The following is a 24,303-nucleotide window of genomic DNA, read 5'->3' as shown; positions in this document are numbered from 1 at the left end:
CTCTCCCTATTCCGCCTCGGTTCGCGCAAAGCGAAGCTGCGTCGTCTGGCGATAGATCTGCCCCGGCTCCAGCAAGGCCAGCGGAAAATCGGGGCGGTTCGGCGCGTCGGGCCAGATCTGCGGCTCAAGCGCGATCCCGGCGAAGGGCTGGTAGGGGCGGCCGCCGATGCCCGCAGGGCCGGTCTTGATCCCCGAACCCGCATAGACCTGAAGGCCGGGCTCGGTCGTCAGGATCTGCATGCGCAGGCCGCCCGCCTCAAGTTCGGCCGCCAGTTGCGGCAGGTTCGCCCGCTCGGGGCGCAGGCAGAGGTTATGGTCGATCAGCGGGCCGTCAAGGCGCGACCCCAGCAGCGTGGGCTGGCGGAAATCCAGATGCGTGCCTGCGACCGAAGCGGGCGGGCCTTCGGGGATCAGGTCCTCATCGACCGGCAGCCAAGTCTCGGCCGGGATGGTCAGGCGGTGCGCCGCGATGGTCGGCTGGCCGTCCAGATTGAAATAGCTGTGCTGGGCGAAATTGCACAAGGTCCCCTGATCCGAGGTCGCCAGAACCGAGATCGAAAGCTCGGGCCCCGGCAGGATCTCATAGGTCACGCGCAGCAGCATATTGCCAGGAAAGCCCATATGGCCGTCCGGCAGATAGTCCGAGAAGGTGACCAGATTGTCGGTCAGATCGGCGATCTGCCAGTTGCGGTGGCTGGTGCCGTCGCTGCCGCCATGCAGCAGATGGCGGCCCAGATAGTTCTTGTCGAAGTGATGCAGCTTGCCGTCGATGCTGGCCTGCGCATTTCCGATGCGATTGGCGTAGCGCCCGGCAATCGCGCCGAAATGCCGCCCGACGGTCAGATAGGGCGAAAGCTCGGGGTAGCCCAGCACCAGCGGCTGCGCGACGCCCTCAAGCCGCAGATCCTGCACCGAGGCGCCCAGCGTGATCGCCGATAGCGTCAGCCCATGGGCCGAGATCGTGACCCTGGTGACGTCGCCCTTTTCGGGATGCGTTCCGAACCGTTCTTCTTTCACAACACCACTCCCGGAACGGGTGATCCGGTGACGCCCGGCACCTTGATTTTCCAGCTAAGCCCTTCCTGCGCGCCGGACAAGCCGACAGCGGCGCTGGTGACCAAAAGGACATCCAGCGCGGGCCCGATGAAGGCGGGGCAGCTGGTCTGGGCCGAGGGCAGGTCGATCGCCTGCTGAAACTGCCCGTCCGGACCATAGCAGGCCAGCCGGCCCGCCCCCCATTGCGCGTTCCAGAACCGCCCCTGCGCATCGGTGATTGCGCCATCGGGGTTCAACCCTTCGGACCGCAGGTCCAGAAAGACGCGGGGCGCGCCCACGGGCCAGCCCTCGGCGTCCAGATCCTGCCGCCAGACGGTCTTTTCGGCGGTATCGGCGAAATAGGCCTGCGTGGCGTCGGGGCTGAAGCAGATGGCGTTCGGGATGCTGACCTCGGCGCGCAATTGCCGCAGCTCGCCCCGAAACCAGCGATAGATCGCGCCCGCGCCCCGGCGCTCATCCTTGGCCATGGTGCCGATCCAGAACCCGCCCCAGGGGTCGGCCCGCCCGTCGTTCGAGCGGTTGCCGGTCATCTCGGCCTCCAGCGCCGCGATGTGCTGGCGGGTGCCGTCGCGCAGGTCAAAGCGGAACAGCGCCGTTTCCGAGGCGATCAGCAGGTGGTCGTCGTCCAGCCATCCCGCCGCCGAGACATGTTCGTCGAACTGCCATTCCAGCGCCTCATCACCTTTGCGGCTGAGAAGGCGCTTGCCAAGGATGTCGAACCAGAAGGCCTGCTGGCGGCCGGGATGCCACATCGCGCCCTCGCCCAGCTGGCAGGGCCGGGGGTCGAAAACCGAAATGCTCATGCGACAGCCTTCATCGCCGTCACGATTTCGGCGGCGCGTTTGGCCACGACATCCGGCACGTCACCGGGGCGATAGAGCGCACCACCGATGCCGAACCCGTTCGCGCCCGCTTGAAGCCAGGTCGCGAAATCGGCAGGGCCGACGCCGCCGACCGCGAAGACCGGCATCTCCGGCGGCAGCACGGCGCGCAGCGCCTTCAAGGTGCCGATCCCGGCCTGATCTGCGGGAAACAGCTTCAGCCCCGACGCACCGGCGGCAATCGCGGCAAAGCACTCGGTCGCCGTATAGACGCCGGGATAGGACAGAAGGCCCAGCTTGTGGGTCTGGCGAATGACATCGGGGTCGGCATTGGGCGAGACGATCATGGCCGCACCGACCTCGGCCACGGCCTGCACATCGGCCACGGTCAGCACCGTGCCCGCGCCGATGGTGGCGCTATGGCCATAGGCGTCCAGCATGGCCTTGATGCTGTCCAGAGGTTGCGGAGAGTTCAGCGGCACCTCGATCTGGTCGATCCCCGCGTCGATCAGGGCCTTGGCGACGGGCAGGGCTTCCGAGGGGGTGATGCCGCGCAGGATGGCGATGATGGGCAGGCTCATGTGGTCTCCAATTCATGGAATGCAGCGGTCAGGCCCGACAGGGCCAGCATGCCGCCGTCTGCAGAGCGCGCGTCGGCGCCCGCGTCACGCAAGGCGCGCTCGTAAAGGCCGGAAAGCTGGGGCGCGCCGATGATGACGGTGGGACGATCCTGCCAGAAATCGCGGCAGGCGGCGAGTTCGGCCCCGATCAGCAGGCCCGAGAGGCGTCCGGCATTCGCCTCGGGGCTGGTCTGAGTCAGCAGCGATCCGGCGCGGATCGCGAAAAGGCCGGTCTGCGCGAGGTTGGGGTTGGCCAGCGCCTCGGCTGCGGCCTTCGCAAAGCTCGCGGCATCGGGCTGGGCGTCGGTCATCGACAGGCGCAAAACCGATTGCCGGGACAGCAGCGAAAACACCTCTCCCGTCATGAAGGTGCGGAAGGCGATGACCTTGCCGCCGCTGAGGCGGACCCATTTGCAATGCGTCCCGGGCAGGCAGAGCATGCCGTCAAAGCCGGGGTTCTCGGCCAGAAAGCCCGCGATCTGCGTCTCCTCGCCGCGCATCACGTCGGGCGGTGCGGCCTGCGACAGGCCCGGCAGGATCATCACATCCATGCGCGGATCGCGGACCTTGGGGCGGGTTGCGTGCTGCGGGTCCAAAGGCGGGCAGGGGGTCTGGCGATACTCTGCCTCGACCCAGCCGGTGCGGGCGCCGACCATGCCGCAGGCGATGACCGGCAGGCGGCCCGTTGCGGGCAGCCAGTCGCCCACCAGCTCGGTCAGAGCGTCCTCGAACTGGTCGCGGTCAAGCCCGCCCATGCCCTTGTCGGAACTGCGCGCCTCCAGCGGGCCATCCGGTCCCATGGCCCAGACGCGCAGGCGGGTCGTGCCCCAGTCCACGGCGATCCAGAGGGGGGTCACCATTCGAACGCATCCGTCTGCTTGCGCCGCCCCAGCATCATCGCATCTGCCACATGCCGGAACGGCGCAAGGTCCACGTCGCTTTCGCCGCGCGCGATCAGCTGCGCGAAACGGGTATAGATGCGGTCATATTCCCCGGAAAGTGAGCTTTCCGCCGCAATCGTCCGACCGCCCGCGATGATCGTCGCGCCGCCCTGCGACAGCTGCATCACGCCATCATCGGTGGTGATCTGCATGTCCCAGGTCTGGACGCCGGTTTCGCGAAAATCGAAGTCCAGATCGACGGGCGCGCCATCTTCGCTGAGCATTTTCAGCCGCGCGGCGAGGGGGGTGTCGCGGTTCGCGGGGAAATCCAGCTCGGCCTCGGTGGTGTAAAGCGCGACGGGCAGGATATGGGTCAGGATCGAATAGGCGTTGATGCCGGGGTCGAAGACGCCGGTGCCGCCGGGGGCGAAGATCCAGTCCTGACCGGGGTGCCAGCGGCGCACATCCTCGCGCCAGGTCACTGTGATTCCGGTCACATGGCGACCCGCCAGCCAGTCGCGCGCGCCGGGAATGCCGGGTGCAAACTGGCTGTGCCAGGCGGCAAACAGGCTGAGGCCCCGGTCGGCGGCGATGCGGCGGAGCGTCATCACTTCGGACACGGTGGTGCCGGGCGGCTTTTCCAGCAGCACGTGCTTTCCGGCCAGCAGCGCCTCGCGCGCGACGGCAAAGCGGACCTGTGGCGGCGTGCAAAGGGCGACCGCGCCGACCTGCGGCATCTCGCGCAGGAAGGTCGCAAGGTCGGTGAAGGCAGGCACGCCCTCGGCCCGGTTCACCGGATCAACGGTGGCCGCCAGATGCCAGTTCGGGCTGGCATCCAGCGCGGGCTTGTGCTGTTCGCGGGCGATCTTGCCATAGCCGATGATGGCAAGACCGGGTTCGACCGGAGGCATCAGGATTTGCTCTTGTTCGAGACGTCGAAGATGACCGCAGCCATCAGCACCAGACCCTTGATGACCTGCTGATAGTCGATGCCGATGCCCAGAATCGACATGCCGTTGTTCATCACGCCCATGATGAAGGCCCCGACGACCGCGCCGATCACCGTGCCGACGCCGCCCGCCATCGAGGCCCCGCCGATGAAGACGGCCGCGATCACGTCAAGCTCGAACCCGACGCCCGCCTTGGGCGTGGCCGAGTTCAGGCGCGCCGCGACGACGATCCCGGCCAGCGCGGCCAGCATGCCCATGTTGACGAAGGTCAGGAAGACCACGCGCTCCGAGTTGATGCCGGAAAGCTTCGCGGCCTTCGAGTTGCCGCCGATCGCATAGATACGCCGCCCGACGGTCATGCGTTCAGAGACGAAGGCGTAAAGCGCGACCAGCACGGCCATGACGATGAAGACGTTGGGCAGGCCGCGGAAATTCGCCAGCGCCCAGGTCATCCAGACCAGTGCCAGAAAGATCAGCGCGTTCTTGGCGGCGAAGAAGGCGAAGGGCTCGTCCGCGACGCCATTGGCCTCGGCCCGGCGGCGGTTGCGGATGGCCAGCCACAGGATGGCCAGCGCCGCACCCCAGCCCAGGATCAGCGACAGGGTGTTGGGCTTGTCCGGGCCGAACAGATCCGGAATGAAGCCCGAGGCGATCATCTGGAATTCACGCGGGAAGGGGCCGATGTTCTGGCCCTGCAGGATCCACATGGTCAGGCCGCGAAAGACCAGCATGCCCGCCAGCGTGACGATGAAGCTGGGGATCTTCCAATAGGCGATCCAATAGCCCTGAATGCCGCCGATCACCGCGCCCGCCATCAGGCTAAGCACCACGACCAGCGGGATCGGCAAGCCCATCTTGACTACCATCAGGGCGGCGAGCGCCCCCACGAAGGCCGCGACCGAGCCCACCGACAGGTCGATATGCCCCGCCACGATCACCAGCAGCATGCCCACCGCCATGATGACGATATGGCTGTTTTGCAGGAACAGGTTGGTCAGGTTCACCGGCCGGAACAGGATGCCGCCCGTCGCGATCTGGAAAAAGATCATGATGACGATCAGCGCGAACAGGATGCCATATTCGCGGATGTTGCGCCGGATGAAGCCGAAGGTGTCGCCAGTCGGGCGCGATTGGGTGCTGTCAGACATGGGGTGTCTCTGCCTCGATTTGCTCGGGGGTGATCTGGTCATCGGTCAGGTTGTGGCCCGAGCGGATGATGATCGACATGATCTTTTCCTGCGTGGCCTCGGCGGTGGGCAATTCGGCCACCAGCCGACCTTCGTTCATGACAAGGATGCGGTCGGTGATGCCCAGCAGTTCGGGCATCTCGGACGAGATGACGATGATGGATTTGCCCTGTTCCGCCAGATCGCGGATCATCGTGTAGATTTCATATTTCGCGCCCACGTCGATGCCGCGCGTGGGCTCGTCGAGGATCAGGATCTCGGGGTTGGTGAACAGCCATTTGGCCAGCACCACCTTCTGCTGGTTGCCGCCCGAGAGGTTCAGCGTCTCTTGCTCGATCGAGGAAGAGCGGATGTTCAGCCGCTTGCGGAAATCGCGGGCGATCTCGGCCTCGCGCTGGCTGTCGACGACGCCTTTCGCGGCGATGCCGCCCAGATGGGCCAGCGGGATGTTGCGGCGGATCGTGTCGATCAGCACAAGTCCCAGCGACTTGCGATCCTCGGTCACATAGGCCAGCCCCCCCTTGATCGCCTTCGGCACGGTCGAGACATCGACCTTGCTGCCGTTGATCGTCACCTCGCCGCTGCGCAGCTTGCCGACCGAGCGGCCGAAAATGCTCATCGCCAGTTCGGTGCGGCCCGCGCCCATCAGGCCGGCGATGCCCAGCACCTCGCCCCGGTGCAGGTCGAATTTCGCGTTCTTGACCATCAGGCGGCCATCGCGGTCGGGGTCCTCGACGGTCCAGTCGCGGACCTGCATCACCACCTCGCCGATCTGCGGATCGCGCGGCGGATAGCGGTCATCCATCGAGCGACCGACCATTTCCTTGATGATCTGATCCTCGGGCAGCATGCCGTCATGCTGGGCGACCGTCGCGCCATCGCGCAGCACGGTGACGCTGTCGGCCACCTGCGACAGTTCGTTCAGCTTGTGCGAGATCAGGATGGCGGTCATCCCCTGATCGCGGAAGCTGGCCAGAAGCTGCAACAGCGCATCGCTGTCATGTTCGTTCAGCGAAGAGGTCGGCTCATCCAGGATCAGCAGATCGACCTTTTTCGACAGGGCCTTGGCGATTTCGACCAGCTGCTGCTTGCCCATGCCCAGCGAGCCGACCTTGGTCTGCGGGCTTTCGCGCAAGCCCACCTTGGCCAGCAGTTCGGCGGTGCGCCGGTTCGTCTCATTCCAGTCGATGACCCCGCGCGTGGCCAGTTCGTTGCCCAGAAAAATGTTCTCGGCAATGGTCATCTGCGGCACCAGAGCCAGCTCCTGGTGGATGATGACGATGCCCAGTTCCTCACTGTCGGGAATGCCCCGGAAGGCCACCGGCTTGCCGTTGTACAGGATCTCGCCGTCATAAGAGCCGTGCGGATAGACCCCCGACAGCACCTTCATCAGCGTGGATTTGCCCGCGCCGTTTTCGCCGACCAGCGCGCGGATCTCTCCGCGCCGGACGGTCATGTTGACATTGTTGAGCGCCTTGACGCCGGGGAATTCCTTGGTGATGCCCCGCATTTCCAGAATTGCGTCCATCGAATCCTCCCCGACGGGTTCTGTTCTTGTTGGACAAGGCCGGGCGCGGAGTGATCCGGCCCGGCCTGTCGTCATTGCAGGATCACTTCAGCTGATCTTCGGTGTAATAGCCCGAGTCGACCAGAACTTCTTTCCAGTTGGCGGCGGTGACCGGAACCGGCTCCAGCAGGAAGGACGGGACGACCTTCACGCCGTTGTTGTAGGTTTCGGTGTCGTTCACCTTGGGCTCTTCGCCCTTCATCATGGCGTTCACCATCTCGACCGTGACTTTCGCCAGCTCGCGGGTGTCCTTGAAGATGGTCGAATACTGTTCGCCTGCGATGATCGACTTCACCGACTGCACTTCGGCGTCCTGACCGCTGACGACCGGCATTTTCAGATCGCCCGAGCCATAGCCCACGCCTTTCAGCGAGGACAGAATCCCGATCGACAGCCCGTCATAGGGCGACAGCACGCCGTTCACCTGCTTGTCGGTGTAATTCGCAGACAGCAGGTTATCCATGCGCGCCTGTGCGACCGCCGGGTCCCAACGGAGCGTGCCGACCTTGTCCATGCCCATCTGACCCGAGGGGATCACGACCGAGCCGTCGTCGATCAGCGGCTGGATCACCGACATCGCGCCATCATAGAAGAAGAAGGCGTTGTTATCGTCGGGCGAGCCGCCGAACAGTTCGACGTTCCACGGTTTCACGTCGGGGAAGTTGGCTTTCAGCCCGTCGACCAGCGTGGTCGCCTGCTCGACGCCCACCTTGAAGTTGTCGAAGGTCGCGTAATAGTCAATGTCCGGCGTGTCACGGATCAGGCGGTCATAGGCGATCACCTTGATATCGGCGGCTTTGGCATTCGCCAGCGCGTTCGACAGCGTGGTGCCGTCGATGGCAGCGATGACCAGCACGTTCACGCCCTTGGTGATCATGTTCTCGATCTGGGCCAGCTGGTTCGGGATGTCGTCATCGGCATATTGCAGATCGGTCTCATAGCCAGCTTCCTGGAACTGCTTGACCATGTTGTTGCCGTCATCGATCCAGCGTGCCGAGGATTTGGTCGGCATCGAGATCCCGACCATGCCTTCGGCCATAGCCAGTCCTGGCACTGATAGCGCTACCACAGAGGTCAGCGCGAGGGCCAGATTCTTGAGTTTAGACATGATTTCTCCCTGATTTTTGTCCGGCCACAGTCTTTGAAAGCAGCGGATATGCGTCTTGCGATCTTGACTGATGCCCCCCTCACCCAGAAATGCCGCGACATTCCTGCGCCGGCGCCATTGCCGCCTGCTGAAGACGCTAGTCTCGACGGCATATTCACGTCAATTGCGGTTTCTGCCGTCTGACATGGCAAATCTGATATGCAGACCGCGGGAGTTGCGGGAAAAAATGCGCCCCACCAGATTCCTCGGGCCATCGCCCCAAGGCCGGGCAGGGCGCTGACGCTGCGTCATGGCGGGGCTTAGATCTCGGCGCGCAGGTCCGCCCAGTCGGGGTGGCGGTCGAACTGGGCGCGGACATAGCTGCAGGCCGGGACGATCAGCACCTCGCGTTTGCGGGCGTCCGCGATCAACTGCTGCACCAGCGCCATCCCGACGCCGGTCCCCCGAAGGTTCGTGGGCGCATAGGTGTGATCGGCCACGATGACGCCGGGCTGACCTGTGTGCCACGTCAGCTCGGCCTCGCCGGGTTGGCCTTCCACGGTGCCGAGGTAACGTCCCGAATTGCCATAGTCTTCATGGCGGACGCGAATATGTGCCTGGGTCATCAAACGAATGTCCTTATCAATAGGATCAATAGGCCAGTACATCGAATTGAACGCGACGAGCGGTCAATCGATCCCATCCGCAATCGATGTTTCCAAGCTTTCTTGCTGAATACGCCAAAATCCGCGTGACCGGACCCGGCGCGATCACATCCAGAAACGCAGCATCTCGTGCCAGCCCATTGAGCTGACTGCCGTACGGAGGGCTTCGTCATATCCCTCGGCCAGAGTGCGCGTGTCGATGATCAGTTTCAGCCCCGAGCGGAGCTTTTTCGAAAAATTGTCGATGATCCGATCAAGGTCAAAATCGCTTGTCCCGTGATTGGCAGCTTCTTCGAATGAGATGACAAGCCAGGGCTGTCCGAATGCATCAATAAAATCAGCTTTGCCTTTGGGGTCAGGTCGCAATGGCCCGGACAGGATTCCCAATAAATCCTGATCGGGCTTATGCCCCCTGGGAGGGGGCACCTCGGGCTTCGCTTCAAGGTTCAGGGCGATCCGCAGATCCTGCGGCAGCGCGCCGATCTCTTGCTCAAGCCCCTCGACGTCGATTTCGACGCCGCCCTTGCCGTCCTTCATGGCCATGACCTGGGTCGGCAGCCATTCATCGCCCACGCGCCGCTCGATCCCGACCCATTTCGACACGCTGCTGAGCATCAGCCGCAGATCGTCGGAAATCAGCACCGGCATCGTGTTCGCAGCAACCGTCGAACTGGCCAGACGCCCGCCGACGACGCTGAGGTTCGGCATCGACACCTCGACCGTGGGCGCGGCCGCCGCTTGCTGCGGGCCGTAACGGCGCAGCAATTCATCAATCCCCTGGCGTGAAATGAAGCCGGGCTGGGCCGTCAATGCCGCCGCCGCCGAGGCCAGGGCCTCGCCTACGCCAACCGGATGCAGGTCGGGCAGCTTGTTCGTTCCGGCCAGAAAAGACCGGACGGATTCTGCCTGCGCATAAGGATTGGGGGGCGGAAGCCCGTCCGATATGTCGATGGGCGGCTTTCGGTCGTCCGCATCCTTGCCGCCGATGTCATTCGACAGGTTTTGTGCGATGCCAGACGCCAGAAACCCCCGCATCAGGTCCTCGAAACGGGTCAGTTCTTCAATCGATTCGCGGATGGTTTGTCGAATGCGCTCGATATCTTCGGGCTCCAGTGGAGGGCCTGACCCTCCACCGCTGGGGCCGCCGGAACGGCCGCCGCCCGAGATGCCGTCTGCACCTGTCATCAAGCTCTCCCTCTGGTGACGCGAGGTCAATGCAATTTAGGCTGACATGCGGAACGCATGCCATCGCTTGCCGAGGGATTCGATGCTGATCGGCGGAATCACGCCCGCTCGGAATACTCGAACAGTTCTGTATTCACGACGATATCTTCGCCCGCGCCGATGAAAGGCGGGATCATGATGCGCACGCCATTGTCGAGGATCGCGGGCTTGAAACTGTTCGCAGCGGTCTGGCCTTTCACCACCGGTTCGGTCTCGACGATGCGGCAGATCACCTTCTGCGGCAGACGCACCGACAGCGCCTCATCGCCGTAATATTCCATCGTGGCGACCATGCCGTCCTGCAGGAAGGGGCGGCGGTCACCCAGCAGGTCGGCGTCAAGCTCGGTCTGCTCGAAGGTGATGTTGTCCATGAAGATCAGCTTGCCGTCGGATTCATAGAGGAACTGCTGATCCTTGGTGTCCAGCCGTACCTGTTCGACCTTGTCCTCGGACCGGAAGCGCTCGTTCAGCTTGCGGCCGTCGCGCAGGTTCTTCAGCTCGACCTGAGCGAAGGCGCCGCCCTTGCCGGGCTTGACGTGGTTGACCTTGACTGCGGCCCAAAGGCCACCATCGTGTTCGATAATGTAGCCCGGCCGAATTTCATTGCCGTTGATCTTGGGCATTGCGTGTTACCTTGCGGAAATCGGGATAATTGCTGGCAAAGGTTGAAGCCAGTTTCTCCGAGCCTATATCTGTGGGCGTATTAATAGGCAACCGGATCAACAATTCTGCGTTGTCAAGGGCACACCCCCGCGCAAACTCTGTCATGAAAGCATCACCATGCTTGGCTAATTGGCGATCTTGCAGGGGTTTGCGTTATATGCATGGCGGGCATGCGGGTTAGGGCATACCGAATCAAGGCAACTGTCGGCTAAGTCCTCATGCCGTCCATGACGGTCGAATGACAATGGTCTGCAATGGACCCAAAGCGGTTTCAACCGCCGGAAATAACAGGAAAAGAAAATGCGCGATTTCGTTGACGGTTCAGCTTTCAATTTCGAACAAGGCCAACGGGCCCGGAAGCTTTTTGCTGCGGTCGTTCTGGCCGCGTTGGACGACGCAATCGCGGATGACAAGAAATATGGCAACGGCCCCGACCAGATTGCCCGCTGGGCACGTTCGCGCGACGGGCGCGAAGTGCTGTCCTGCGCCGGCATCGACCCGAACGAGCGGGTGGTGAAGGGCCTGATGGAATTCGTGGCCAAGGGCGTGCGCACCTCGGTCGCGCTGTCGCGCGAAGAAAGCGAGCGTCGCCTTGCTGCAGAAGAGGCTGACGCCGCATAACGCGCTGACGGCAAAGGACTTTCAGGCCGCCGTTTCGGGCGGCCTTTTTTATTGCGCTGGCGTTAGCTGAAAAGCGACAGGATCAAGGGCGCGATGATCGCGGTCAGCACGGCATTCATGCCCATACCCATGCTGGCAAAGGCGCCCGCCGTCTCATTGACCTGGAATGCGCGGGCGGTACCGATGCCATGCGCCGCGACGCCCACCGAAAAGCCGCGCGCCCGCCAGTCGCGCACGCCCAGCAGGTTCAGCAGCGGCGTCACGATGATCGCGCCGAAGATGCCGGTCAGGATGACCAGTGCTGCGGTGATCGTGGGCTCTCCGCCCAGGCTTTCCGAGATGCCGATGGCCACCGGCGCCGTCGTCGATTTCGGCGCCAGCGAAGCCATCATCACCGGCCCCAGATCGAAGAATTTCGCGATCATCAGCACCGAGACAATGGCCGTGACCGAGCCCGCGACCAGGGCCGCGGCCAGCGGCGCGGCCGCTTTTCGCACCCGGTCGAGGTTCTCGTACAGCGGCAGTCCAAGGCAGACGGTCGCCGGGCCCAGCATGAAGTGGACGAATTGCGCGCCCTCGAAATAGGTGGCGTAGTCGGTGCCGGTCACCTCCAGCAGCAGACCCAGCAGGATCATCGCGATCAGCACCGGGTTCACCCAGCTTTGCCGGTCCGAGATGCGGAAGCACCAATCCCCGATGGCATAGGCGATCAGCGTCATCGTCAGCCACAGCAGCGGCTCTTGCGACAGATAGCTCCAGATCTGGGCGGGACTAGTCATCGGCCTTGTTCCCCAGAAGGTTCGCGACCACCGAAAAAGTCACCGCGCCCACCGCGATCGCAAGGATGGTCGACAGCGTCAGCGCCGCCGTGATGCCAAGTGCGTTATGGCTGAAAAGCCGCAGGTGCGCGACGATGCCGACGCCCGCAGGCACGAAGAACAGCGACAGATGGCTCAGAAGCCCACGCGCCGCCGGGCGCAGGAAGTCGATGATGCCGGGGCGCAGCATGCCCGCGACGATCAGTACCACCAGCCCGATCACCGGGCCGGGCAGGGGCAGGCCCAGCCCGCGCGACACCATCTCGCCGAACAGCTGGAAGCAGAGGATAAGGGCAAGTGCGGGTATCATGGTTGGCACACCGATTGCAGCATCTTGTTGTGTTCATCCCTTAAATATTGTGGATATCTTAAAGGTCCAGCCCCAGATTTAGCGGTTACAGTTGACCTGAGGCCCGCAGTGCCGGAAAATCCACCAGATCCGGCCCCGTGATTCTGTGGATAAGATAGTGCGTTTCGACCGCCTGCGCCTCAACGGCTTCAAAAGCTTCGTGGACCCGACCGATTTGGTCATCCACGAGGGGCTGACCGGCGTGGTCGGCCCGAATGGCTGCGGCAAGTCGAACCTGCTGGAGGCGCTGCGCTGGGTCATGGGCGAAAACCGCCCCACCGCCATGCGCGGCGAGGGGATGGAGGATGTGATCTTCGCGGGCACCTCTCGGCGCGGCGCGCGGGCGCATGCCGAGGTGACGCTGACCATCGACAACTCGGACCGTCTGGCCCCCGCCGGGATGAACGATTCCGACGCGCTGGACATCACCCGCCGGATCACCCGCGATGCGGGCTCGGCTTACCGCATCAACGGCAAAGAGGTACGGGCGCGCGATGTGCAGATGCTGTTCGCGGACGCCTCGACCGGGGCGCATTCGCCCGCGCTGGTGCGGCAGGGCCAGATTTCCGAGCTGATCAACGCCAAGCCCAAGGCGCGCCGCCGGATTCTTGAGGAGGCGGCGGGAATCTCGGGTCTCTACCAGCGCCGGCATGAGGCCGAGCTGAAGCTGAACGCGGCCGAGGCGAACCTGACGCGCGTCGATGACACGCTGGATCAGCTGTCGACGCAGGCGGCCTCGTTGGCGCGTCAGGCGCGGGCTGCGGCGAAATACCGTGAAATCGGCGCGGCGCTGCGGCTGGCCGAGGGGCTGTTGCTCTATCGCCGCTGGGCCGAGGCCGATGGCGCCCGCGAGGCCGCCGCCGAGGCGCTGAGCCAGGCCATCCGCACGGCGGGCGAGGCGGAATCCGCCGCTCGCAAGGCCATGGCCGCGCGCGTCGAGGCCGAGGGCAAGCTGCCGCCCCTGCGCGAAGAGGAACAGATTGCCGCCGCCGTCCTGTCGCGCGCCACCGTCGAGGCCGAGGCGCTGACCGAGGCCGAGGCCCGCGCGGCGCAGGCCATCCAGACCCTGCTGGCCCGCATCGCCCAGCTGGACCGCGACATCGACCGCGAAAGCGCGCTGAACCGCGACGCGGGCGAGGTGATCGACCGGCTGGTCTGGGAGCGGACCGAGCTGGAAAAGACCGGCCTTGGTCATGACGAGCGCGTCGAGGCGGCCACGCAGGCCGCCGAAGAAGCCGCCGAGGCCCTGCGCGAGGTCGAGGCACGCCTGGGTGAGCTGACGGATGAGGCCGCCCGGCTGGCCGCCCGCCACCAATCGGCCGAGCGTCTGACCGGCGATCTGCGCCAGATGCAGTTGCGCGCCGAGAAGGCCGCACAAGATGCTGATGAGGCCGCCCTGCGCGCCGAAGCCGCCGGGACCGAGGCCGAAGCCGCCCGCAGCGCCGCAGAAGAAGCGCAGGACTTGGCGCGCGAGCGGGTCGAGATCGCCGAAGAGGCGCTGGCCACCGCCGAACATATGCGCGCCGAAACCGAGGGCGAGGAATCCGCCGCCCGCGCCGCCCGTTCCGAGGCTGAAGGCGAGGTCTCGGCGCTGAATGCCGAAATGGCCGCGCTGCGCCGTCTGGTCGAACGTGGGGATTCGGGCGGGAAGTCCATTCTTGACCTCGTGCGCGTGGCGAGGGGGCTGGAAACCGCCTTTGGTGCGGCACTGGGCGATGATCTCAGCTCGGGGCTGGCCGAAGACGGTGCCTCCGGCTGGCTGGAACTGCCGGGCTATGGTGCCGCACAGCCGCTGCCTGCGGGCGTCGAGCCGCTGGCCCCCCATGTCACCGGCCCCGAGGCTTTGGCGCGCCGCCTGTCTCAGGTCGGGCTGGTTGCGGATGCGGCGACGGGGGCGGCGCTGCAGCCGGGTCTTGCGCCCGGTCAGCGGCTGGTCACGCGCGAGGGCGATCTGTTCCGCTGGGACGGGATGCGGGTGAATGCGGGCGACGCGTCCTCCTCGGCCGCGCTGCATCTGCAGAAGGTCAACCAGCTGGCCGAGGTGACGGTGCAGGCCGAGGCCGCGCAGGCGCGCGCCGAAGCCGCCGCCGACACGCATCAGGACCTGCGCGAGCGTCTGGCCGTCGCCACCGAGGCGGAAAAGCGCGCCCGCGACGAACGCCGCGAGGCCGAGCGCGGCCTGTCCGAGACCGCCCGTGCGGTGACGCGGGCCGAATCCGACTTGTCGCTGGCGCAAAGCCGCGCGGAATCGGCGCGGATCGAACTGTCCCGCCATCAGGCCGATGCCGGTGACGCGCGTGCCCGTCTGGCCGAGGCCGAGCGGGCGCTGGCCGAACTGCCCGACCGTGGCCTTGCCGCCGATGCCGTCGAATATGCCCGCACCGGGGTCGAGGCCGCGCGCATCGCCACCATGACCCGCCGCTCGGCGCTGGATGAGTTGCGCCGCGACGGCAATGCCCGCACTCGCCGTTTGCAGGAAATCTCGAAAGAGGAATCGGGCTGGCGGCTGCGGCTGGAACAGGCCGGAGGCCGGGCGCGCGAGCTGGCCGCCCGTCGGGACGAGACCGCCGACGACCTGAACGAGGCGCAGGAGCAGCCCGCCCTGCTGGCCGAACGCCGCGCCGAAATCGCCGAGGCCGAGGTGATCGCGCGTGACCGGCTGGAGCGCGCGCGTCTGGCGCTGTCAGAGGCCGATGCCGTCCTGCGCGCCGCCACCGAAGCCGAACGTGACGCCGAACGCGCCGCCTCGGACGCGCGGGAAAACCGCGCGGCCCGCGAGGCCCGCGCCGAGGCCGCCGCCGAGGCCGAGCTGGCCGCCCGCGCCCGCATCGATGAGGAAATGCAGACCAATCCACAGGACCTGCTGGCCTCGCTGGAGGGGGCGGATGTCGAAACCCCGGCCAATGTGCTGGAGGACCAGATTGGCCGGTTGCGTCAGGCCCGCGACTCGCTGGGCGCGGTCAACCTGCGCGCCGATGACGACAAGCGAGAGCTTGAGGTTGAACGCGACCGTCTGGGCGGCGAGAAAGAGGACCTGACCGAGGCCATCCGCAAGCTGCGTCAGGGCATCGGCAGCCTGAACCGCGAGGGGCGCGAGCGTCTGCTGGCGGCCTTCGACACGGTGAACCAGAACTTCACCACGCTGTTCACCCATCTTTTCGGTGGCGGTGAGGCGCGGCTGGTGCTGGTCGAATCCGACGACCCGCTGGAGGCCGGGCTGGAAATCATGTGCCAGCCGCCCGGCAAGAAGCTGTCGACGCTGAGCCTGCTCAGCGGGGGCGAGCAGACCCTGACGGCGCTGGCGCTGATTTTTGCCGTGTTCCTCGCCAATCCCGCGCCGATCTGCGTGCTGGACGAGGTCGACGCGCCGCTGGACGACGCGAACGTCACGCGCTTTTGCGACCTGATGGACGAAATGACCCGCCGCACCGAGACGCGCTTTCTGGTCATCACCCACCACGCCGTCACCATGGCGCGCATGGACCGGCTGTTCGGCGTGACCATGGTGGAGCAGGGCGTCAGCCAGCTGGTCAGCGTGGATCTGAAACGCGCCGAAGCTCTGGTGGCCTGAGCCGATCCCCGATAGCGTCAAGAAAACTTGGTAAACGGAGACGTGAATGCGGCTGGCACAACTTCTGTGTGCGCTGGTTTTCTGGGGTGTGACCCCGGCCATGGCCCAGGTCGTCGGCGACCCCGAGGCCATTCGCCTGATGATGACGGAATTCGGCCTGCCGGTGACGCCGGACAAGGACAGCACGGGCGATCCGAAGCTGGAAAGCCGTATCGACGGGACGCATTTCACCGTTTACTTCTATGATTGCGACAAGGCGACCTGCGGCGCGATCCAGTTCTCGGCGGGATTCGACATGGATCAGCCGCTCTCGGCCGAGCGGGTCAACGACTGGAATCGCGGAACGCGGTTTGGCAAGGTATATCTGGACGATGAAAGCGACCCTTTTGTCGTCATGGATGTCGAGCTTGGGCCAGACGGCATCGGACGGAAGAATTTTGACGGCGTGCTGGACACCTGGCGCGTCGTACTCAGCGATTTTCGCAGCTTCATCAACTGGTAGGAGTCCATCATGAGCATCGAAAGCAAACTTGCCGAACTGGGGATCACCCTGCCTGACGCGCCCGCTCCGGCGGCGAATTACGTGCCTTATGTGCGCAGCGGAAACCTGCTGTTCGTCTCGGGCCAGATCAGCCCGATCAAGGGCCGGCTGGGGGCCGACATGGCCGCCGAAGCCGGGGCCGAGGCTGCGCGGGGCTGTGGTCTGGCGCTGCTGGCACAGGCGCGGGCGGCGCTTGGCTCGCTCGACAAGGTCAAGCGCGTGGTGAAACTGACCGGCTTCGTGAACTCGACCCCCGAATTCACCGACCAGCCCGAAGTGATCAACGGCTGCTCGGACCTGATGGTGCAGGTCTTTGGCGACAAGGGCCGCCATGCGCGCGCCGCAGTCTCGGCCCCCGCGCTGCCGCGCGGCGTCGCCGTTGAGGTTGAGGCCATTTTCGAGGTCGAGTGATGGCATTGCATCCCGATTTCCTGCGCCTGCCGATCACACATCGGGGGCTGCACAGCCCCGGTGTGCCGGAAAACAGCATGGCCGCCTTTCGTGCGGCCATCGACGCGGGCTATGGCATCGAATGCGACATTCAGGCGACGGCGGACGGGCAGGCGGTGGTGTTCCACGACTATGACCTGAGCCGCCTGGCCGATGACGCAGGTTTTGTCGCGGATCTGCACCTGTCGCGACTGCAGGAGTTTCGGCTGCTGGGTTCGGACGAGCAGATCCCGACCCTGCGCCAGCTTCTGGAGGAGGTCGCGGGCCGCGTGCCCCTGCTGATCGAGATCAAGGATCAGGACGGGCGGCTGGGGCCGAACATCGGCACGCTGCAGGACAAGGTGGCCCGCGAATTGCAGGGCTATCAGGGCCCTGTCGCGGTGATGTCCTTCAACCCCTATACCGTCGGCGCCTTCCATGAGGCTGCGCCCGAGATCACGGCGGGGCTGACCACCTGCGGCTATCTGCCCGAGGAATGGCCCATGCTCGACGACGAGATGTGCGACCATCTGGCCCAGATCGCCGATTTCGACAGCGTGGGGGCCGAGTTCATCTCGCATGACCATGACGATCTGGGCAATCCGGCCGTTCTGGCGCTGGCCGCGCGCGAGGTGCCGGTGCTCTGCTGGACCATCCGCTCGCCCGAGGCCGAGGCGCGGGCGCGCCGCATCGCCCAGAACATCACCTTTGAGGACTATTTTCCGGAGAAGCCATGATGACGAACAGACGCATATTGGTGACGGGCGGGTCCCGGGGCATTGGCCGCGCGGCGGCGCTGATGGCGGGCGCGCGCGGCTGGGACGTCGCGGTGAACTGGCGCAATGACGAGGACGCGGCGCTTGAGGTCGCGGAAGCGGTCCGCGCTGCCGGGGGCAAGGCCGTCACCATTCAGGGCGATGTCGCGCTTGAGGCCGATGTGATCCGCATTTTCGACGAGGCCGAGCGGGGCTTAGGCGGCAGGCTGGACGCCGTGGTCGCGAATGCGGGCATTGCCGCGCCCACGCTGTCCCTCGCGGACATGACGGCTGAGCGGATTGAGCGGATGATGCAGGTCAATGTGCTGGGCATGTTCTACACCGCGCGCGAGGTTGCGCGGCGGATGAAGCGGCCCATGGATGAGCCCTCGGCCTCGCTGGTGATGCTCGGCTCGGCGGCGTCGCGGTTGGGCGGGGCGTTTCAATACGTCGATTACGCGGTATCGAAAGGCGCGGTCGATGCGCTGACGAACGGGCTGTCGAAGGAACTCGCGCCCGACAACATCCGGGTGAACACCATCCGCCCCGGCCTGATCGAGACCGAGATCCACGCCGTCATCGGCGATGCCGACCGGCCGCGCAAGCTGGCCTCGGGCGTGCCGATGCTGCGGCCCGGCTCGGCCGATGAGGTGGCCGAAACGATCCTGTGGCTTTGCAGCGATGCGGCCAGCTATGTCACCGGCGCGATCCTTGACGTCACGGGTGGCCGCTGATCGGGGGCGCCATCGCCCCCTTTCATTTCCGCTGCGCAGGCATATCTGAGCCAGATGACCGAGCTTAGCATTTCCGTCCACGCCCATATTCTGGATATCCCCGCCGAGGATTGGGACGGCACCGGCGCGGGCGACAACCCGTTCACCACGCATCGTTTTCTGGCCGCGCTGGAGCAGTCCGGCTCGGTCGGAGAGCGCACGGGCTGGCATCCCAGCCATCTGGTCGCGCGGGTCGAGGGCAAGGTGGTCGGCGTCGCGCCCTGCTATCTCAAGACCAATTCACAGGGCGAATACATCTTCGACCATGGCTGGGCCGAGGCCTATCAGCGCGCGGGCGGACAGTATTATCCCAAGCTGCAATGCGCGGTGCCCTTCACGCCGGTGACCGGGCCGCGCCTCATTTCGGCCCATCCGGCGGTGCAGGGCGCGCTGCTGGAAGCCATGGCGCAGGTCGCGGCCGATTCCGGCCTCTCGGGCGCGCATGTCACCTTCTGCACCGAGGCCGAGGCCGAAATCGGCGGCGCTTTGGGCTTCATGACCCGCAGCAGCCAGCAGTTCCATTGGCCGAACGCCGGATATGCCAGCTTTGACGAGTTTCTGGCGCAGCTTTCATCGCGCAAGCGCAAGGCCATCCGCAAAGAGCGAGAGCGGGCGCTGGCGTTCGGCGGCACCATTGTCAGCCTGACCGGCGACCAGATCCAACCCGCGCATTGGGACGCGTTCTGGCAGTTCTATCAGGACACCGGCAGCCGGAAATGGGGCCGCCCCTATCTGACGCGCGACTTCTTCCAGCGCCTGCATCAGACCATGCGCGACGACTGCCTGCTGGTGCTGGCCGAACGCGAGGGTCGCCCCATCGCGGGCGCGCTGAACCTGATCGGCAAGGACGCGCTTTACGGCCGCTATTGGGGCTGCATTGAGGATCACGCCTATCTGCATTTCGAGATCTGCTATCATCAGGCGATCGACTGGGCGATTGCGCATGGGCTGAAACGGGTCGAGGCCGGTGCGCAGGGCGAACACAAGCTGGCGCGCGGCTATCTGCCCAGCATGACGCATTCGCTGCACTGGGTCGCCGACCCGGGTTTCCGCAAGGCCATCGCGGATTATCTGGTGCGCGAACGCGCCGCCGTCGACGAAGACATCGCCATTCTGACCGAGATGGGCCCGTTCCGGCGCGGCGGTTAGGTCCGCCGAAACGCCCGGAATGCCGCCGAGGCCCCCCAGCCCGCCGCCATGGCGATGGCCAGCGACATGATGCCGTAAAGGAAGGGCTGGTTCAGTGCGAGGCGATAGAGCCACCGCTCCAGCCCCACCTTGCGCACGTCGATGGGTGCGCGGAAGGTGTCGATGACCTTGCCGTCCCGCAGCAGGAAGATGCGGGTGCTGTAATAGCCCTCGATCAGGTTCGCGGGCAGGCGCACATCGGCGCGAAACAGCGTCTGCTGGGCCAGCCGCACGACCCCCTCGTCCAGCCGGTAAAGCCCGGACTCCTCGCGCAGGCGCACGAGCGCCTCGGTATAGGGAACGGCGTCCTCGACCGTCACGGGACCTGCGAAAGCGCGCAGCGCCAGCGGGACCGAGACGCGGTAGCGCTGGTCCTCGGCCGGGTCGAGGATGGTCTCCATCGGCCGTGTCGTCGCGACCACATAGAAGTTCGGCGCGGCCCCGATGCTGACATGGCCGGTGTTGATCCAGATGCCCAGCTTGCGTTCCTTGTGGCGCACGGTGACCGATTGCTGCGGTCCCTCGACAGTAACGATCACATCCAGCGCCGAACCTTTGGGGATCGGTGTCTCACGCTTGACCGCGCCATAGATGATGATCTCGGATCCGTCGAAATTCGTCGTGATCTCAACATCTTCGCGCGAAAGCCCGGCGACGACTGTCTCGGCCGGTTCGGGCTTGGCGGTGACATTCGGCGGGTTGGTGATCCGCTCGGGGTAGCCCGGGATGGCGTTCTGCGCATGGCCGCCAAAGGGCAGCAGCAGGGCCAGTGTCAGAAGGATCGCACGCGCCCTCATTGCAGGATCCCCGGCGCGATCGAGTAGAGATCTTCGGGCCGCAGGAACAGGTCCAAGGCCAGCTTGCCGCAGACCGCCAGCACCAGCAGCGCCAGCAGGATGCGCAGCTGTTCGGCCCGCAGCCGCGCGCCCAGATTGGTGCCGATCTGCGCGCCCACGACGCCGCCGACGATCAGCAGGACTGCCAGCATGACGTCGACGGTGTTCGACATCACCGCATGCATCAGGGTCGTATAGGCGGACAGGAAGGTGATCTGGAACAGTGATGTGCCGATGACGACCTTGGTCGGCATGCCCAGCAGATAGATCATCGCGGGCACCATGATGAAGCCGCCGCCGACGCCCATGATCGCGCCCAGCACCCCCACCGCAGCCCCCACCAGCAACACCGGGATGGCGCTGATATATAGGCCCGAGGCGCGGAACTTCATCTTCATCGGCCAGCGATGCACCCAGCCATGCTGGTTGCGCCGCATCGGCTTGACCGGCCCCGACTGCCGCGCCCGGCGCAGCGCGCCGAGGCTCTCCTTCAGCATGCTGGCGCCGATCAGCCCCAGGAACACGACGTAACAAAGCTGCACGACCAGATCGACCTGACCAATGCGCTGCAGGATGTTGAAGATCCCGACCCCGATGGATGAGCCGACAAGCCCCCCTGCCAGCAGCACCCATCCCATGCGGAAATCGACCGTCTTGCGCTTCACATGCGCCAACACGCCCGAAAAGGACGAGGCGACCACCTGGTTCGCCCCGGTCGCCACCGCAATCGGAGGCGGAATGCCGATGAAGAACAGCAAAGGCGTGATCAGGAAGCCGCCGCCCACGCCAAACAGCCCCGACATCAGCCCGACGATGCCGCCAAGGCTGATCAATGTCAGGCTGTTGACGACCACTTCGGCAATCGGAAGGTAGATCTGCATGTTTGCACGGCCCCTGCTTCAACCCGATCCTGCCTGCGACTTGCCGCAAGGTCAAACCATCTGCCACCGCCGCGGGTTGCCGCAGCCTTTCCGCGCAGGTAAGCATATCGGAAAGCGCGATATTCGGAGTGTCTGATGCGGATCCTGATCACCAATGACGATGGCATCAACGCACCGGGTCTCGAGGCGCTTTACGACATCGCGACCGAGGTTGCCGGACCCGGGGGTGAGGTCTGGACCGTGGCCCCCGCTTTCGAGCAATCGGGCGTCGCGCATTGCATCAGTTTCGTCCATCCCACCATGATCGCCGAGCTGGGCCCGCGCCGTTTTGCGGCCGAAGGCTCGCCCGCCGATTGCGTGCTGGCGGCGCTTGGGCATGTGATGGCAGATGCGCTGCCGGATCTCGTGTTGTCGGGCGTGAACCGGGGCAACAACTCGGGCGAGAACGCCATGTATTCGGGCACCATCGGCGGTGCTATGGAGGCTGCGCTGCAGGGCATTCCGGCCATTGCGCTCTCGCAATACATGGGCATCGGCACCGCGCAGCTGGCCGACCCGTTCGAGGGCTCGCGCAAGCACGGGCCCGAGGTGATCCGCAAGCTTCTGGCCCATGACGTCTGGGGCCATGGCGACGATTTCCGCCTGTTCTACAACGTGAACTTCCCGCCCTGCGACGCGGCCTCGGTCCTTGGCGTGCAAGTGGCCCCACAGGGGCGGCGGCAGGATGTGCGCTTCGAGGTCGAGGCCTATGACGCCCCGAACGGTCGTCGTTTCCTTTGGGTTCTGGGCGGGCCGCAGACCGGCCCCGCGACGCCCGACAGCGATGTCGACGCCAATATGAAGGGCTATGTCTCGATCACGCCGATGCGGCCTGACCTGACCTGCCACGACAGCATGACGAAACTGCGCGGAGCGTTCCAGCAAGGATGAGGCGCCTCTCATGACCGACGAACCGGATTTCGCCGAACGCAAGATGCGCTTCCTGTTCGCGCTCAGGCAGCGCGGCGTGACCGATCCGCGCGTGCTGGAGGCGATGGAGCGCATCGACCGGGGTGAATTCGTGCGCGGCCATTTCGAGGACCGCGCCTATGAGGACACCCCCCTGCCCATTCCCTGCGGCCAGACGATCAGCCAGCCCTCGGTCGTGGGGCTGATGACGCAGGCGCTGCAGGTCGGGCCGCGGGACAAGGTGCTCGAGATCGGGACCGGATCGGGCTATCAGGCCGCGATCCTCGCGCTGCTTTGCCGTCGCGTCTATACCATCGACCGGCACCGCCGTCTGGTCTCGGAGGCCGAGGCGCTGTTTCGCCATTTCGACCTGACGAACATCACCACGCTGGTGGCCGACGGCTCGCACGGGCTGCCCGAGCAGGCCCCCTTTGATCGCATCATGGTGACAGCGGCGGCCGAGGATCCGCCCGGCCCGCTCTTGGCGCAGTTGAAGATCGGCGGTATCATGGTCGTGCCAGTGGGCCAATCGGACGCGGTCCAGACCCTGATCCGGGTGCGCCGGGAAGAACATGGCTTCGAATATGATGAGTTGCGGCAGGTGCGCTTCGTGCCGCTGGTCGAGGGGTTGGGACAGACATGACCCCCGCCACCGAAGGATGAGGACGGGCAGAATGGCGAATTTCAAAGGATGGGTCCTGGCGGCAGGCGCAACGGTTGCGCTGGTGTCCTGCGGGCCGAATGGTCAGCTGGACCTTAGCAACCTTGACCCGGACCTGCGCGGCTTCGGGCGCAGCGGGCTGGATACCGCGGGGGCCGCAGCGGCGGCTGCACCGCGTCCCGCGCCCGACCAGCGCGGCGTGATCTCCTATCCCGGCTATCAGGTCGCGATTGCGCGGCAGGGCGATACGATCTCGACCGTCGCGGCGCGTCTGGGGCTGAACGCGGCCGAGCTGGCGCAATATAACGCGATCGATGCGGGCTCGCCGCTGAATGCGGGCTCGGTCGTGGCCTTGCCCCGGCGGATCGCCGCAGGCGCGCCGACGGCGGCCCCGGTCACCGGCACCGGGCAGGTCACCGATCCCTTCGCCGGACAGGGCGTGCGCCAGCCGAATGCCGAAGCCGCCGTCACCTCGAAAACCATTCCTCCGGTTGGGGCGACCCAGCCTGCTGCCAGCCAGCCGCGCCAGCATGTGGTCGCCAGCGGCGAGACCGCCTGGTCGGTGGCGCGGAAATACAACGTCTCGATCAGCGATCTGGCGCAGTGGAACGGCTTGCCCAGCGACATGAGCCTGCGCGTTGGCCAGCGCCTGCTGATCCCTGTCGCAGGTGCGGCCCGCCCGCAGACCGCGACCACGGCGACGACCACGCCCGGCGCAGGCAGCCCGACCCCGCTGCCGCCCTCGGCAACCGGGCCGCTGCCGAATGAGAAGACCGCGCCAACCTCAACCCCCGTCGCGACGCCCGCGAGCCCGGATCTGGGCAAGACCCGCACGGCGGCCTCGGGCAACGGGCGTTTCCGGATGCCGGCCAATGGCTCGATCGTGCGCACCTATGAGAAGGGCAAGAACGAGGGCATCGACATTTCGGCAGCCCCGGGCAGCACGGTTTCGGCAGCCGGGTCCGGCACCGTCGCGGCGATCACCCGCGACGTCGATGGCGTCCCGATCATCGTGGTGCGCCATGACGGCAACCTGATGACGGTCTATGCCGGACTTGATGACGTGACGGTCAGCAAGGGCCAGCAGGTCAGCGCGGGCGCGGCGTTGGGCAAGGCCCGCAATCAGGGCGTCGTCCATTTCGAGGTGCGCAACGGCTTTGAAAGCACCGATCCCGAGAAATACCTGAACTGAGATCTGACGACCGGCCCCC

Annotated in this window: 25 protein-coding genes; 10 read left to right on the top strand and 15 right to left on the bottom strand. The window is 65.5% G+C overall.

The window, feature by feature from the left end:
* Positions 1-6 precede the first annotated feature (6 nt).
* The 11 genes from IQ24_RS12110 to efp form a co-directional block, all read right to left on the bottom strand.
* Positions 7-1,017 (bottom strand): aldose epimerase family protein, encoded by a 1,011-nt coding sequence (locus IQ24_RS12110; protein WP_145398227.1) that lies wholly within the window; start codon positions 1,015-1,017, stop codon positions 7-9.
* The gene (locus IQ24_RS12105; RefSeq protein WP_145398226.1) at positions 1,014-1,859 is read right to left on the bottom strand and encodes an SMP-30/gluconolactonase/LRE family protein; all 846 of its coding nucleotides are present in this window, start codon (positions 1,857-1,859) and stop codon (positions 1,014-1,016) included. The genes IQ24_RS12110 and IQ24_RS12105 overlap by 4 nt, the downstream gene beginning before the upstream one ends.
* Complete coding sequence (locus IQ24_RS12100) at positions 1,856-2,458, bottom strand: 2-dehydro-3-deoxy-6-phosphogalactonate aldolase (protein WP_145398225.1); 603 nt, start codon at positions 2,456-2,458, stop codon at positions 1,856-1,858. The genes IQ24_RS12105 and IQ24_RS12100 overlap by 4 nt, the downstream gene beginning before the upstream one ends.
* Entirely contained in the window at positions 2,455-3,357 is a 903-nt protein-coding gene (locus IQ24_RS12095) for a 2-dehydro-3-deoxygalactonokinase (protein ID WP_145398224.1), read from the bottom strand. Before IQ24_RS12095 ends, IQ24_RS12100 begins: the two co-directional genes overlap by 4 nt.
* Complete coding sequence (locus IQ24_RS12090; protein ID WP_145398223.1) at positions 3,351-4,289, bottom strand: Gfo/Idh/MocA family protein; 939 nt, start codon at positions 4,287-4,289, stop codon at positions 3,351-3,353. Before IQ24_RS12090 ends, IQ24_RS12095 begins: the two co-directional genes overlap by 7 nt.
* The gene (gene mmsB / locus IQ24_RS12085; protein WP_145398222.1) at positions 4,289-5,476 is read right to left on the bottom strand and encodes a multiple monosaccharide ABC transporter permease; all 1,188 of its coding nucleotides are present in this window, start codon (positions 5,474-5,476) and stop codon (positions 4,289-4,291) included. The genes IQ24_RS12090 and mmsB overlap by 1 nt, the downstream gene beginning before the upstream one ends.
* Positions 5,469-7,043, bottom strand: coding sequence for a multiple monosaccharide ABC transporter ATP-binding protein (mmsA, locus tag IQ24_RS12080; protein WP_145398221.1), 1,575 nt, complete (start codon positions 7,041-7,043; stop codon positions 5,469-5,471). The genes mmsB and mmsA overlap by 8 nt, the downstream gene beginning before the upstream one ends.
* An 82-nt stretch (positions 7,044-7,125) precedes the next feature.
* Positions 7,126-8,190 carry a multiple monosaccharide ABC transporter substrate-binding protein gene (gene chvE / locus IQ24_RS12075; protein ID WP_145398220.1) on the bottom strand — a complete coding sequence of 355 codons (1,065 nt, stop codon included), beginning with the start codon at positions 8,188-8,190 and terminating at the stop codon, positions 7,126-7,128.
* A 299-nt stretch (positions 8,191-8,489) separates the two neighbouring features.
* Positions 8,490-8,795 (bottom strand): GNAT family N-acetyltransferase, encoded by a 306-nt coding sequence (locus IQ24_RS12070; protein WP_145398219.1) that lies wholly within the window; start codon positions 8,793-8,795, stop codon positions 8,490-8,492.
* Positions 8,796-8,939: 144 nt separating this feature from the next.
* Positions 8,940-10,019 (bottom strand): hypothetical protein, encoded by a 1,080-nt coding sequence (locus tag IQ24_RS12065; protein WP_206751556.1) that lies wholly within the window; start codon positions 10,017-10,019, stop codon positions 8,940-8,942.
* A 98-nt stretch (positions 10,020-10,117) separates the two neighbouring features.
* The gene (efp, locus tag IQ24_RS12060; RefSeq protein WP_145398217.1) at positions 10,118-10,681 is read right to left on the bottom strand and encodes an elongation factor P; all 564 of its coding nucleotides are present in this window, start codon (positions 10,679-10,681) and stop codon (positions 10,118-10,120) included.
* 340 nt (positions 10,682-11,021) lie between these two features.
* Here efp and IQ24_RS12055 point away from each other — a divergent pair, with 340 nt between their 5' ends.
* Positions 11,022-11,342, top strand: coding sequence for a DUF6280 family protein (locus IQ24_RS12055; RefSeq protein WP_145398216.1), 321 nt, complete (start codon positions 11,022-11,024; stop codon positions 11,340-11,342).
* 62 nt (positions 11,343-11,404) lie between these two features.
* Here the strand turns inward: IQ24_RS12055 and IQ24_RS12050 are convergent, their stop codons facing one another.
* Both IQ24_RS12050 and IQ24_RS12045 read right to left on the bottom strand, forming a co-directional pair.
* Complete coding sequence (locus IQ24_RS12050) at positions 11,405-12,121, bottom strand: LrgB family protein (protein WP_145398215.1); 717 nt, start codon at positions 12,119-12,121, stop codon at positions 11,405-11,407.
* A complete protein-coding gene (locus IQ24_RS12045; RefSeq protein WP_145398214.1) occupies positions 12,114-12,470 on the bottom strand; it encodes a CidA/LrgA family protein in 357 nt (118 codons plus the stop codon). The genes IQ24_RS12050 and IQ24_RS12045 overlap by 8 nt, the downstream gene beginning before the upstream one ends.
* A 157-nt stretch (positions 12,471-12,627) precedes the next feature.
* Here IQ24_RS12045 and IQ24_RS12040 point away from each other — a divergent pair, with 157 nt between their 5' ends.
* Genes IQ24_RS12040 through IQ24_RS12015 form a run of 6 tightly spaced genes read left to right on the top strand, consistent with a single transcriptional unit; the run spans position 12,628 to position 19,727 of the window.
* The gene (locus IQ24_RS12040) at positions 12,628-16,080 is read left to right on the top strand and encodes a chromosome segregation SMC family protein (RefSeq protein ID WP_145398213.1); all 3,453 of its coding nucleotides are present in this window, start codon (positions 12,628-12,630) and stop codon (positions 16,078-16,080) included.
* Between the two features lie 46 nt (positions 16,081-16,126).
* Positions 16,127-16,582, top strand: coding sequence for a YbjN domain-containing protein (locus IQ24_RS12035; RefSeq protein WP_145398212.1), 456 nt, complete (start codon positions 16,127-16,129; stop codon positions 16,580-16,582).
* 9 nt (positions 16,583-16,591) lie between these two features.
* Entirely contained in the window at positions 16,592-17,032 is a 441-nt protein-coding gene (locus IQ24_RS12030; RefSeq protein WP_145398211.1) for a RidA family protein, read from the top strand.
* Positions 17,032-17,787: a glycerophosphodiester phosphodiesterase family protein gene (locus IQ24_RS12025; RefSeq protein WP_145398210.1), complete on the top strand. Its 756-nt coding sequence runs from the start codon at positions 17,032-17,034 to the stop codon at positions 17,785-17,787. Before IQ24_RS12030 ends, IQ24_RS12025 begins: the two co-directional genes overlap by 1 nt.
* Positions 17,787-18,539, top strand: a complete 753-nt coding sequence (locus IQ24_RS12020; RefSeq protein ID WP_145398209.1) for an SDR family oxidoreductase — start codon at positions 17,787-17,789, stop codon at positions 18,537-18,539. The genes IQ24_RS12025 and IQ24_RS12020 overlap by 1 nt, the downstream gene beginning before the upstream one ends.
* Positions 18,540-18,593: 54 nt before the next feature.
* Positions 18,594-19,727, top strand: coding sequence for a GNAT family N-acetyltransferase (locus IQ24_RS12015; RefSeq protein WP_145398208.1), 1,134 nt, complete (start codon positions 18,594-18,596; stop codon positions 19,725-19,727).
* Here the strand turns inward: IQ24_RS12015 and IQ24_RS12010 are convergent.
* Positions 19,724-20,563 (bottom strand): TIGR02186 family protein, encoded by an 840-nt coding sequence (locus IQ24_RS12010; protein ID WP_145398207.1) that lies wholly within the window; start codon positions 20,561-20,563, stop codon positions 19,724-19,726. The two genes, IQ24_RS12015 and IQ24_RS12010, sit on opposite strands and share 4 nt — an antisense overlap.
* Complete coding sequence (locus tag IQ24_RS12005) at positions 20,560-21,483, bottom strand: sulfite exporter TauE/SafE family protein (protein WP_145398206.1); 924 nt, start codon at positions 21,481-21,483, stop codon at positions 20,560-20,562. The genes IQ24_RS12010 and IQ24_RS12005 overlap by 4 nt, the downstream gene beginning before the upstream one ends.
* A gap of 135 nt (positions 21,484-21,618) precedes the next feature.
* Between IQ24_RS12005 and surE the strand changes: the two genes are divergently transcribed.
* The 3 genes from surE to IQ24_RS11990 are packed head-to-tail and all read left to right on the top strand — an operon-like array spanning position 21,619 to position 24,284.
* The gene (gene surE / locus IQ24_RS12000) at positions 21,619-22,413 is read left to right on the top strand and encodes a 5'/3'-nucleotidase SurE (protein ID WP_145398205.1); all 795 of its coding nucleotides are present in this window, start codon (positions 21,619-21,621) and stop codon (positions 22,411-22,413) included.
* Positions 22,414-22,423: 10 nt separating this feature from the next.
* A complete protein-coding gene (locus IQ24_RS11995) occupies positions 22,424-23,074 on the top strand; it encodes a protein-L-isoaspartate(D-aspartate) O-methyltransferase (RefSeq protein WP_145398204.1) in 651 nt (216 codons plus the stop codon).
* 31 nt (positions 23,075-23,105) lie between these two features.
* Entirely contained in the window at positions 23,106-24,284 is a 1,179-nt protein-coding gene (locus IQ24_RS11990) for a LysM peptidoglycan-binding domain-containing protein (protein ID WP_145398203.1), read from the top strand.
* Positions 24,285-24,303: the final 19 nt, after the last annotated feature.

It is taken from the genome of Paracoccus sulfuroxidans (assembly GCF_007830335.1).
In the GTDB taxonomy this organism is placed as follows: domain Bacteria; phylum Pseudomonadota; class Alphaproteobacteria; order Rhodobacterales; family Rhodobacteraceae; genus Paracoccus; species Paracoccus sulfuroxidans.
This window is presented reverse-complemented; position numbering and strand designations above follow the sequence as displayed.